At 67.0% G+C, this 11,489-nt stretch carries 9 protein-coding genes; 3 read left to right on the top strand and 6 right to left on the bottom strand.

All coding sequences use genetic code 11. From position 1 onward, the window contains the following. Positions 1-240: 240 nt before the first annotated feature. Genes D580_RS0111660 through D580_RS0111650 form a run of 3 tightly spaced genes read left to right on the top strand, consistent with a single transcriptional unit; the run spans position 241 to position 2,033 of the window. A complete protein-coding gene (locus tag D580_RS0111660) occupies positions 241-879 on the top strand; it encodes a septation protein A (RefSeq protein WP_018954561.1) in 639 nt (212 codons plus the stop codon). Further along, complete coding sequence (locus D580_RS0111655) at positions 879-1,178, top strand: YciI family protein (RefSeq protein ID WP_018954560.1); 300 nt, start codon at positions 879-881, stop codon at positions 1,176-1,178. The genes D580_RS0111660 and D580_RS0111655 overlap by 1 nt, the downstream gene beginning before the upstream one ends. A 42-nt stretch (positions 1,179-1,220) precedes the next feature. After that, a complete protein-coding gene (locus tag D580_RS0111650) occupies positions 1,221-2,033 on the top strand; it encodes a peptidylprolyl isomerase (protein WP_018954559.1) in 813 nt (270 codons plus the stop codon). Between the two features lie 141 nt (positions 2,034-2,174). Here the strand turns inward: D580_RS0111650 and D580_RS0111645 are convergent, their stop codons facing one another. The 6 genes from D580_RS0111645 to smc all read right to left on the bottom strand — a co-directional run bounded on the left by D580_RS0111645 (position 2,175) and on the right by smc (position 11,446). Beyond that, positions 2,175-2,780, bottom strand: coding sequence for a DUF938 domain-containing protein (locus D580_RS0111645; protein ID WP_018954558.1), 606 nt, complete (start codon positions 2,778-2,780; stop codon positions 2,175-2,177). A 375-nt stretch (positions 2,781-3,155) separates the two neighbouring features. Continuing rightward, positions 3,156-4,019, bottom strand: a complete 864-nt coding sequence (locus tag D580_RS15495; protein WP_018954557.1) for an OmpA/MotB family protein — start codon at positions 4,017-4,019, stop codon at positions 3,156-3,158. Next, positions 3,964-4,797: a motility protein A gene (locus D580_RS0111635; protein WP_018954556.1), complete on the bottom strand. Its 834-nt coding sequence runs from the start codon at positions 4,795-4,797 to the stop codon at positions 3,964-3,966. Before D580_RS0111635 ends, D580_RS15495 begins: the two co-directional genes overlap by 56 nt. 99 nt (positions 4,798-4,896) lie before the next feature. Beyond that, complete coding sequence (ligA, locus tag D580_RS0111630) at positions 4,897-6,924, bottom strand: NAD-dependent DNA ligase LigA (RefSeq protein ID WP_018954555.1); 2,028 nt, start codon at positions 6,922-6,924, stop codon at positions 4,897-4,899. A gap of 198 nt (positions 6,925-7,122) precedes the next feature. Further along, complete coding sequence (gene zipA / locus D580_RS0111625) at positions 7,123-7,926, bottom strand: cell division protein ZipA (RefSeq protein ID WP_026289936.1); 804 nt, start codon at positions 7,924-7,926, stop codon at positions 7,123-7,125. A gap of 13 nt (positions 7,927-7,939) precedes the next feature. Continuing rightward, positions 7,940-11,446, bottom strand: coding sequence for a chromosome segregation protein SMC (smc, locus tag D580_RS0111620; RefSeq protein ID WP_018954554.1), 3,507 nt, complete (start codon positions 11,444-11,446; stop codon positions 7,940-7,942). Positions 11,447-11,489 lie beyond the last annotated feature (43 nt).

The following is an 11,489-nucleotide window of genomic DNA, read 5'->3' as shown; positions in this document are numbered from 1 at the left end:
GGACGGCCTGTCAGGCGACCCCCTCGAAGCCGAGCAACGCAGGGCACCCGCGAACAGCGGGTGCGGCATCGGGGTGTCCTTCTTTTGGTTACTTTTCTTGGACAAGCAAGAAAAGTAACCCGAGCCCCGTGCAACGGGGATCGGAAGCCTTTGACTTTGACTTTAACGTTGACCGACTCAACCCCAAACCTCAAAACGAGGCTTTGCACCCACCCCACAAAACCCGCCAAACTACCCCCCATGAAACTGCTCTATGACCTCCTCCCGGTCATCCTCTTCTTCCTCGCCTACAAGTTCTACGGCGCCCTCCCCCCGGAATGGATCCTGGCCGTAGGCGCCTGGCTGCCGGTGGCCCTGGAACCGGGCAACCCGAGTCATGCCATCTACCTGGCCACCGCCGTGGCCATGGCAGTCATGGCGGTGCAACTGAGCCTGGGGCTGGCCATCAAGCGACGGCTTGAGGCCATGCCGCTGCTCACGGCGGCGGTGATCATGGTGCTGGGCGGGGCCACCCTGTGGCTGCACGACCCGGTGTTCATCCTGTGGAAACCCACCCTGGTGAACTGGCTGTTTGCACTGGTGTTCCTGGCCCCGCCGCTGCTCGGACGACGCAGCCTGGTGGAGACGCTCATGGGACACGCCCTCAACGTGCCCAAGGCCATCTGGCGTCGGGTCAATCTCGCCTGGGTGGTATTCTTTGTCGTTTCAGGGCTTGCCAACCTGTTCGTGGCCTACACCTTCAGCGAGGCGGTGTGGGTGGATTTCAAACTCTTCGGTATGCTTGGCATGACCCTCGTCTTCGTGATCGGTCAGGCGGTCTATCTGGGACTGCACCACAGCGAGGACGACCCGCACACCACCAAGGGAGACCCATCCTGATGCTCTACGCCATCATGGCCCAGGACACCGACAACAGCCTGGAGAAACGCCTGCAGACACGGCCCGCGCACCTGGCGCGGCTGGAAGCCCTGCGCGACGAAGGGCGACTGGTACTGGCAGGCCCCCTGCCCGCCATCGACAGCCCGGACCCGGGTCCGGCGGGCTTCACCGGCAGCCTGGTGGTGGCGGAGTTCGATTCCCTGGAGGCGGCCAAGGCCTGGGCGGATGCCGATCCCTACCGGGCGGCCGGCGTCTATGAAAACGTCGTCGTCAAACCCTTTCGCAAGGTGCTGCCTTGATCAGTCGTGCTGGGCAGTCGTCTTAATCTCAAGGAAATCCCTATGAAACTGCGCATTCATCACATCCTGGGCACCGGCCTGCTGGCCGCCGCCCTCATCACCGGCTGTGGCCGCGGCGAGGCGCCGCAGGCCCAGATCAATGGCGAGGCGATCGCCGTGGTCAACGGCGTGGCCATCAGCGAGGCGGACTTCCAGGACTTCCTCAACCTGCAGCGCATGACCCGACCCGGCGAGAGCCTGCTGCCGGACGAGGTGCTGGACGAGATGATCAACATGGAACTGCTGCGTCAGGCCGCGCTGCAGCAGGGACTGGACAAGGATCCTGACATCCAGCGCCAGGTGGAGCGGGCACGCACCAACCTGATGGTCGGCGCGCTCATCGACCGGCGACTGGACCAGGAGTACACCGAGGAGCAGCTGCGCGCGGAATACGATCGCCAGATCCAGGCCATCGAACGCACCGAGTACAAGGCCCGCCACATCCTGCTGGACAGCGAGGCCGATGCCCGCGAGGTGATCGTCGCCCTGGAGGCCGGCGGTGATTTCCAGGCACTGGCCCGTGAGCATTCCACCGGCCCTTCAGGCCCCATGGGCGGGGATCTGGGCTGGTTCACCCTAGATGCCATGGTGCCGGCCTTCTCCCAAGCCGTGCAGGCCATGGAGAAAGGCAGTTACAGCAGCGAGCCGGTGCAGACCGAGTTCGGCTGGCACGTGATCCTGCTGGAAGATACCCGCAGCTCCGAACCGCCGCCCTTCGAGGCGGTGCGTGACCGGGTCGCGCAGATCCTCGACAACCGCGCCCTGCAGGATTACATCGGCGACCTGCGCGCCGCGGCGAAGATCGAGGTGAAGTGAGCGTGAGGCGTGAGGCGTGAGGCGTGAGGCGTGAGGCGTGAGGCGTCCAGAGTATAAATCCCCTCCCCCTCAGGGGGAGGGCCAGGGTGAGGGTGGTTTCGCGCCTTTCGCATCACCCTCTCTCGCCTATCGCTTATCTCCTCACGCCTTCCGCCACACCAGCGTATAGTTGTTCACCGGCATCACCACGTCATCCACCCGTTCTAGTCCCGCGGCCCGCGCCAGGTCTTCCAGGTCTGCCTTGTCGCGGATGCCCATGCCCGGGTCGCGCATCCGCAGGCTCATGTCGAAGCGGGCGTTGCTCTCGCTGGTGAACCTGCCGTTTTCGTTGAACGGTCCATAGAGACAGAAATACCCGCCCGGACGCAGCACCCGACCGACACCCGCGAACATGGCCTGCACCATGGGCCAGTGCATGATGTGCGTGGTGTTGGCGGAATACACCCCGTCCACATGACTCACCGGCCAGGGCTCGTCCCGCACATCCAGCACCAGGGGCTCGGCCACGTTGGCGAGCGCCGCCTCCTCCAACCACAGACGAATGCCCGGCAGATGCTCGGCCACGTCCGAGGGTTGCCAGTGCAGGTGCGGCAGCGCGGCACCGAAGTACACCGCGTGCTGCCCCGTGCCGCTGCCGATCTCTAGGATCGTGCCCGGCTCGGTGAAATAGCGTTTCAGCACTGCGAGGATCGGATCCTTGTTCTGCTCGCAGGCCTCGGAAAAGGGCTTGGCGTAGTAGGCTTGCATGTTGTGTTGTGTTGTCTTGATTGGAGTTAGGTCATTTAACCCGACAGTTGCATAAATTCGGCACGGTTTTACAAGAAAACGGCTTGTATACGGTACGAACTGCCTGTTGCACGGCTGTCTCTGGATCTCACCAAATGTGAGGTCCAGCCCAGCGTAGGCCCGATAAAGCGAAGCGGTATCGGGCGATAGGGCGCCGGACATCGCTGCGCTTTGTCCGGCCTACGATTCTGTTGCATTCCTGAATACTTGAAGCAAGCAGCCTGAAACTTGGCTGCGTCAAATTAATGCAATGATTGGGTTTACGTTGAAAACTCCGCGCCCTCTGCGGCTTTGCGCCCTCCGCGTGAATCATGAAATCCCGCAAAGTCACCACCCTCAACGCAAACCCGTCTGGATCACCAGCGACACGCGCCGGTTCTCGGCGCGGCCCTCGGCGGTGTCGTTGTCGGCCACGGGACGGGTGTCGGCGAAGCCCACCGCCTGGAGGCGTTCGGGGGCAAGTCCCAGGGCGATGAGCTGGCGCACAACGCCGCTGGCCCGTGCGGCGGACAGTTCCCAGTTGGAGGGGAAGATGGGCGTGGAGATGGGCACGTTGTCCGTGTGTCCCTCCACGGTGATCTGTCCCTCGGCGGCCTCGAGAACGGGCATCAGGCTGGAGAGCAGCGCGCGACCGTCACTGCGCAGTTCCGCGCTGCCGCTGGCGAACAGGATGCCCTCCTTGATGCGCAGCTCCACCTGCCCCGGCGTGGTAAACACCTCCACGCCTTCCAGTCCGCCCTGGCGGGCCAGGGCCTGCTCCAGGGCCGACTCGGCGGCCGGGGCCTCCTCCCGCGCCAGGGGTTCGGCCATGGGCTGTTCGCCGGGATAGGTGGCGGGTGCCTCGTCGAACAGGGGCGGCACGACGGACTGGCGGTGGGGATGGCCCAGCTCGATACCGAAGCCCTCCACCCAGCGCAGGGCCTGGTCCTCCTCCGGCCGTGTATAGGCCAGCAGCACCACGAACAGGACCAGCACCAGGGTCAGCATGTCCAGGTAGGTGAGGATCCAGGCATGCTCGTCCTCGCGCATGGCGTCGCCGCTTGGCTCCGGCGGCGGCGCGGCCCAGGGCGGCGGGTAATGGGGCGCGGCGGCCAGTTCGGCGCGCAGGGCCTCCGCCTGGCCGTTGCCCGGATCGGCGGCGGACTCAGCGCCGGCCGGTGCGCTTGCTGCCGGCGGCGGGCTTTTCGGGTCCGTTGCCATTGGGCATCTCCTGGCGGATCTCGTCCCGGTGGTGCTCCATGAAGGATTTGAGCGTCTCGCGGATGTAGGCGGGCGAGCGGCCCTTGCGCATGAGGGTCACCCCTTCCAGCACCATGTTCATGAGCATCACCCGCTCCTCGGTGCGCCGCTCCAGCTTGGTGGCAATGGGACGGAACACCAGGTTGGCCAGCACGATGCCGTAGAAGGTGGTGATCAGGGCCACGCCCAGGTTCACGGCGATCACCGCGAAGTCGTTGGTCTGGGTGGCGAACAGCATGTTGATCAGGCCGATCAGGGTGCCCAGCATGCCGAAGGCCGGCGCGTAGGTGGCCATGGTGCGAAACACCTGCGCCTCGGCATGCTCACGCGCCCGCAGCCGCGCCAGGCGCCATTGCAGCAGGTCGCTGATGTCCTCCATGGGGGTGTCGTCGATGACCAGCTGCACGCCGGTGCGCAGGTAGGGATTGCGGATGGTCTCAAGACGCCGCTGCACCGCGGCCAGGTTGCCGTTGAACCACAGCTTGGAGACCTCCACGATCTCGTCCATGTCCTCGCGGAAGTAGTAGCGCTCGTTGCGCAGCACCACGATGAACACCCGCCACACGTGCAGCACCTCGTGCAGCGGATAGCTGAGCAGCGTGGCCGCCAGGGTACCGCCCAGCACGATGCCGAGCCCCGGCAGATTGATGAACACCCCCAGGTCCTGGGAGGTGAAGGCGATCACGCTCACCAGGATGAGCACGCCGCCGATCATGCCGAGCGCGGTGGAGGGGTTCATGGGGGCAGTGTAACGCCTGGAAAGTACGAAGTGTGAATTGGGAAGTAGGGAGTGGAAAGCCTTTACTTCGCACTTCCCAATTCACACTTCCAACTTCTGTCACTCTCCTATCAACTCAAGGAACTCCGCCTCGCCCAGCACCGGCACGCCCAGCTTCTCAGCCTTGGCCAGTTTCGAGCCCGCGGCCTCGCCGGCGATCACGGCAGTGGTCTTTTTCGACACGCTGCCGCTCACCTTGGCGCCCAAGGCCATGAGGCGCTCACCGGCCTCCTCGCGGGTCATGGATTCCAGTGCCCCGGTGAGCACGTAGGTGTTGCCGGACAGGGGCAGATCGGCGGCGGACGCCTGCATGGGCTCGGTCTCTTCCCAGTGCACACCGGCCTCGCGCAGGGCGTCGATCACCTCGCGGTTGTGGGGCTGCTGGAAGAAGGTGGCCACGTGGTGGGCCACCACCGGGCCCACGTCGGGCACCTGCATCAGGGCCTGCTCGTCGGCGGCCATGAGTGCATCGAGGCTGCCGAAGTGGCTTGCCAGGGCCCGGGCCGTCGCCTCGCCCACCTCGCGAATGCCGAGCGCGAAGATGAACCGTGCCAGCTGGGTGTGCTTGCTCTTCTCCAGGGCATCCACCAGGTTCTGCGCCGACTTCTCGCCCATGCGCTCCAGCCCCGCCAGCTGCTCCACTCTAAGCCGGTACAGATCGTCCACGTGATCCACCAGGCCTGCGTCCACCAGCTGTTCCACCAGCTTGTCGCCCAGGCCCTCGATATCCATGGCCCGGCGCGAGGCGAAGTGCTTGATGGCCTCGCGGCGCTGGGCGGCGCAGTACAGTCCGCCGGAACAGCGCGCCACCGCCTCCCCTTCCGAGCGCACGATCTCGGAGCCGCACACCGGACAGTGCAGGGGCATCACCACGGGCCGGGCATCGGGCGGGCGTTTGGAGAGCACCACCGCCGCCACCTCCGGGATCACGTCGCCGGCGCGGCGCACGATCACCGTGTCACCGATGCGCACGTCCTTGCGTTCCACCTCGTCCATGTTGTGCAGCGTGGCGTTGCTCACGGTCACGCCGCCCACGAACACGGGTTCGAGCCGTGCCACGGGGGTGATCGCGCCGGTGCGGCCCACCTGGAACTCCACGTCCCGCAGGATCGTCATCTGTTCCTGGGCGGGATACTTGTGGGCGATGGCCCAGCGCGGCGCACGGGAGACGAAACCGAGACGCTGCTGCAAGTCGAAGCGGTTGACCTTGTAGACCACGCCGTCGATGTCATAGGGCAGACTGTCGCGACGCTCTCCGATGCGCCGGTAGTACTCGAGACAGCCGGCGGCACCGATGACCACGTCGCGCTCGGGGCAGACCCGCTGTCCCCATTGGGCCAGGGCATCCAGCACCGCCGCATGGGTGTCCGGCAGTTCGCCGCCTTCCACGTGGCCGACGCCGTAGGCGAAGAAGGTAAGCGGGCGTTTCGCGGTGATGCGGGGATCCAGCTGGCGCAGGCTGCCTGCAGCGGCGTTGCGAGGATTGACGAACACCTTCTCACCCCGCTGCGCCGCCTCGCGGTTGAAGGCCTCGAAACCGGCCCGGTCCATGTACACCTCGCCGCGCACTTCCAGCAATCTGGGCCAGCCCCTGCCCTGGAGCCGGAGCGGAATGGCGCGGATGGTGCGCACGTTGGCGGTGACATCCTCGCCGGTGGTGCCGTCACCGCGGGTGGCGCCGCGCACCAGGTGACCCTCCTCGTAGAGCAGGCTGATGGCGAGCCCGTCCAGCTTGGGCTCCACCGCGAATTCGATCTCCGACACATCCCCCAGCCGGTCACGGATGCGCTTCTCGAAGGCGAGCACGTCTGCATCCTCGAAGGCATTGTCCAGGGACAGCATGGGCAGCAGGTGCCTGGCCTCCTCGAAGGCCTTGAGCGGCGCGCCACCCACCCGCTGGGTGGGCGAGTCGGGCGTCACCAGCTCGGGATACTGTGCCTCCAGATCCTGCAGCTCGCGCATCAACGCGTCATAGGCCGCGTCCGGGATCTCCGGGTCGTCCAGCACGTAATAGCGGTGGTTGTGATAGTCCAGCTCGTCGCGCAGGGAGGCGACTCGCTTGCGAACCTTCTCGGGGATCTCGGACATGTGGTTTTTCTGGTTGGTTGAAATCCAAAAGCCGGAACGCAAAGGGCGCGAAGGTTTCGCGAAGGACGCAAAGGAAATCTTTATGAATGAAAAACCTTCGTGACCTTCGCGCATCCCTTCGCGCCCATCGCGGTCAGCTTTTGAAGTGACAGTTGAATTCCTCTGCGTCTTTGCGCCTCTGCGTCAAAGCCTTTGACTTCAGCGCCGTCCCGCCATCCGGGCCTTCAGCGACCAGGCGCGGATGCCCTCGCGGATGTGTTCGATGCCCTGGGGTGTGAGGGTGCTGCGGGAGGCGTCCAGCACCTGGCCGCCCAGGCGTGCGGCCAGCGACTCGGCGCAGGCGAGCATGGACTCGAAGGATTCCATGCCCTCCCGGGGGCCCGGCAGCTGCAGGAACAGGGACACGCCGGGGGTGGAGAAATCATCCATGGCGGCCGGATCGAAGGTGCCGGGATTGAGCATGTTGGCGACGCTGAACAGGGGCGTGCGGCCCTGCTCGGTATTCACCATGCGGTGATAGATCTCCATGAAGCCGAACTCCAGGCCGTCGGCCTCCAGGGCGGCCTTGAGCTGCACGCCCAGGATGTGCCCCGAGGGGCCGGCTGCCACGTGCAGCACGATGAGCTTGTCCGGAAGGGTCGGTGCCGGCTCCGCGACGGGTGCGGGCGCCTTCGCCGCACGAGGCGCCACGGCCGGACGCGGCTCGGAGACGGGCATCGGCGCGGCGGGGGCCACGGGCCGCTCCCGGGCCTCTTCCACGACCCGGGCCTTGAGGTTCTCCAGGTCGTTGAGCGCGTCCAGATCGTCGTGCGCCGCGTGGATGGAAGGCGCCTTGCGCTCGCTGTCGGCGCGGATGTGGATCTGCTCCAGGCTCTCCCGCTCCACCGCCTCGTCCATCAGGTCGCGGGGACGGCGCCGGCCGGCGCGCATGCGCCCGGCCAGATAGATGCCGGCGAGCACCACCAGGGCAAGTATCAGCAGGATCCAGCGCAACGCATCCATCTCCTGTTCTCCGTCATGCGGTGGCCATCTGGGCGGCTTCGTCCACGTCCACGGCCACCAGGCGGGACACGCCAGGCTCGCGCATGGTCACGCCCACCAGCTGGTCGGCCAGCTCCATGGTGGTCTTGTTGTGGGTGATGAAGATGAACTGCACCCGCTCGGACATCTCCTTCACCAGGCTGCAGAAGCGGCCCACGTTGGCCTCATCCAGCGGTGCGTCCACCTCATCCAGCATGCAGAAGGGCGCCGGGTTCAGCTCGAAGATGGCGAACACCAGGGCCACGGCGGTGAGCGCCTTCTCGCCGCCGGACATGAGGTGGATGGTGGACAGGCGCTTGCCGGGCGGACGGGCCATGACCGCCACGCCGGTGGACAGCAGGTCGTCGCCGGTCATCTCCAGGTGCGCCTGGCCGCCGCCGAACAGGCGCGGGAACATCTCCTGCAGGCGTGCGTTGACCCGCTCGAAGGTGTCGCGGAAACGGCTCCGGGTCTCCCGGTCGATCTTCTGGATGGCGTTCTCCAGGGTCTCCAGGGCCTCCATCAGGTCGGCGTGCTGGGCGTCCAGGTATTCCTTGCGCTGGCTCTGTTCCTTGAACTCGTCGATGGCCGCCAGGTTGATGAGGCCCAGGCGCTGGATGCGCTGGGCCAGCTGTTCCACCTTCTCCTGCCAGGCGGACACGCTGGCGCCCTCTTCCAGGGCCTGCAGCAGTTCCTCGGCGGAGAACGGCGTCTCCGCCAGCTGCTCGCGCAGGGTCTGGCGGCGCACCTGGATCTCCTGCCAGGCCATGCGCAGATTGTCCAGCTTGCCGCGGATCTCCTCGGCCTGGCGCTCCACGGCGATGCGGCGCTGGTCGTGCTCGCGCATCTCCGCCTCGATGGACTGCACCCGGGTGCGGGCCTCGCCCAGGGCGCGCTCCACTTCCACCCGTTTCGCCAGCAGGCCGTCCAGTTCCGTGGTCAGTTCCTTGATGGGCGCGTCGCCGTCCTGCATGGCGGCGCGCAGGGCCTCCAGGCGCTCATCGAACTGCCCGGCCTGGCTCTCCATGCGCGACAGGCCCTGGGCGGTGGACTCGCGGGTGGACTTGAGGGACTGCATGCGCAGGTCGATCTGATGCAGGGCATCGCGCCGGGCCTGGGCCTCGCGGCGGGCGGCATCCAGCTTCTCCCGCAGGCCGTCCCGCTCGGCGATCAGGCGCTCGCGCTCCTGGGCCAGGGTCTCCATGCGGGACACCGCCTCGTTGCGCCGGTTGGTGGCCTGCTGCAGGGCCTCCGCGTCGCGCTGGTGGGCCGCCTCGATCTCGGCGATCTCCTCGTTGATGCGCGCGAAGCGGCCTTCCACCTGTTCCAGGCGGGTGCGGCGGTTGCTCAGCTGGGCATTGAGATCGGCGGCACCCCGGTGGGCGCGGTTGACCTGCACCTGCAGGTCCTCGCGCCGGGCCTCCAGTTCACGCACGCGCTCCCGCTCGGCCTCCAGGGCCTGCTGCAAGCGCTCCTGTTCGGTGTTCAGCCCGGCCAGTTCCGCCTGCAGGGCCTTGATCTCCTGCTCCCGGGCCAGCACGCCGGCATGCTCGTCGGCATCCCGGGCCACCCGCAGCCAGGAACGGCCCAGCCAGATGCCCTCGGGGGTGATGACCGATTCGCCAGCCGCCAGGCGGCCGCGCAGGGCCAGGGCCTCGGGCAGGCTGCCCGCCGTGCGCACGCCGCGCAGCAGGTCATTGAGCGGTTTCGGACCCTGGACCCGGTCCAGCAGCCAGGCCGCGTCGCCACCGCCAGCAGCCTCGCCCGCGCCGGTGTCCAGCACCAGCAGGTCGCCGTGGCTGAGGCTGTCCAGCACCCCGGCGACGCCGTCCAGGTCCTCGACGCACACCGCCTCCAGGTACTGGCCCAGCACCGCCTCCACGGCCCGCTCCCAGCCGGCCTCCACGCTGAGCTGTTCGGCCAGACGGGGCGCATCGGCCAGGCCCTGACCGGCCAGCCACTGCACCACGGACTGCTCGCCCTTGCCGAGCGCCGCCTGCTGCAGGGCCTCGAGGGACGAGAGCCGGCCCGCCTGGGTCTGGATGCGCCGGCGCAGCTCGTCCAGCTGCGCGGTGCGTTCCCGGCTGGATTCCCGGGCGGCCTGGATGGCGTCCAGGGTCTCGGTGAGGTTGCCCTGGAGCTTCTCGGCGGCCTGGGCGGCCTCGGCGGCCTGGCTGCCCAGCTGTTCCATCTCGGCACGCAGGGCGTCGCCGGAGAGCTGGCCACGCTCCTGCTGCAGGCGTTCCAGGCGGGACTGGTGCTGCTGGATCTGGCGCTCCAGGCCCTCCATGCGGGTGCGCTCCACCTGGGCGGTCTGGGCCGGCTCCACGGCGCGCTGGTTGAAGTCCTCCCAGCGGCCCTGCCATTCGCTCATGGCCTGCTCGGCGGCGCTCAGGCCCTCGTTGGCCTGTTCCCGGGCCTGGATGCCGGCCTGGTGCTGGGGGGTGAGGGATTCCAGCTCCCGGTCCAGTTCCCGCAGGCGGGCCTGGTCCAGTTCGATGTGCTCACGGGTCTCGCGCAGGCCGGCCTCGGCCTGGCGCAGTTCCTGGCCCTGACGCTCGCGCAGTTCCCGGGCGTGCTGGATGGACTGCTCCACTCGGGAGATGTCGCTGCCCAGGCCGTAGAAACGCCCCTGCACCTCGCTGAAGGCCTCGTTGGCCTCCACGTGGCGTTCGCGGTTCTTCTCCAGGGTCGTTTCCAGGTGGCGCAGCTCGGAGATCACCCCCTCCAGGCGGGTCTCCTCCTCGCGCAGGCCCTTTTCCCGCTGCCCGGCGTCGCCGTCCATGTCCCGCAGGCGCAGGGCCAGCAGTTCCGCCCGGGTGCGGCGCTCCTCTTCCTTGAGGGCCTTGTAGCGCTCGGCGGTGTTGGCCTGGCGCTGCAGGTGGTTGATCTGCTTCTCGATCTCGTCACGCAGGTCGTTGAGGCGGTCGATGTTCTCCCGGGTGTGGCGGATGCGTGTCTCGGTCTCCCGGCGGCGCTCCTTGTACTTGGAGATGCCGGCGGCCTCCTCCAGGTAGACGCGCAGTTCCTCGGGCTTGGCCTCGATGAGCCGGGAGATCATGCCCTGCTCGATGATGGCGTAGCTGCGCGGGCCCAGGCCGGTGCCCAGGAAGATGTCGGTGATGTCCTTGCGCCGGCACTTGGAGCCGTTCAGGTAGTAATTGGACTGACCGTCGCGGGTCACCTGGCGCTTGACGGAGATCTCGCTGTACTCGGCGTACTGGCCGCCCAGGGTGCCGTCGCTGTTGTCGAACACCAGCTCGATGGAGGCCTGGCCCACGGGCTTCCTGGAGGAGGAGCCGTTGAAGATCACGTCCTCCATGGAGTCGCCGCGCAGGTGCTTGGCGGAGGACTCGCCCATCACCCAGCGCACCGCGTCGATGGTGTTGGACTTGCCGCAGCCGTTGGGGCCGACGATGCCCACCAGATTGCTGGGCAGGTCGATGGTGGTGGGGTCCACGAAGGACTTGAATCCGGCCAGTTTGATCTTGCTCAGTCGCATCGGGACCTGCGGATGTCAGAGGATAATGATGGATATGTCGGCC

The organism is Thioalkalivibrio sulfidiphilus (assembly GCF_000377945.1).
Taxonomy (GTDB): Bacteria; Pseudomonadota; Gammaproteobacteria; order Ectothiorhodospirales; family Ectothiorhodospiraceae; genus Thioalkalivibrio_A; species Thioalkalivibrio_A sulfidiphilus_A.
Note: the sequence above shows the minus strand (reverse complement) of the source record. Positions and strands in the feature narration are given on the sequence as shown.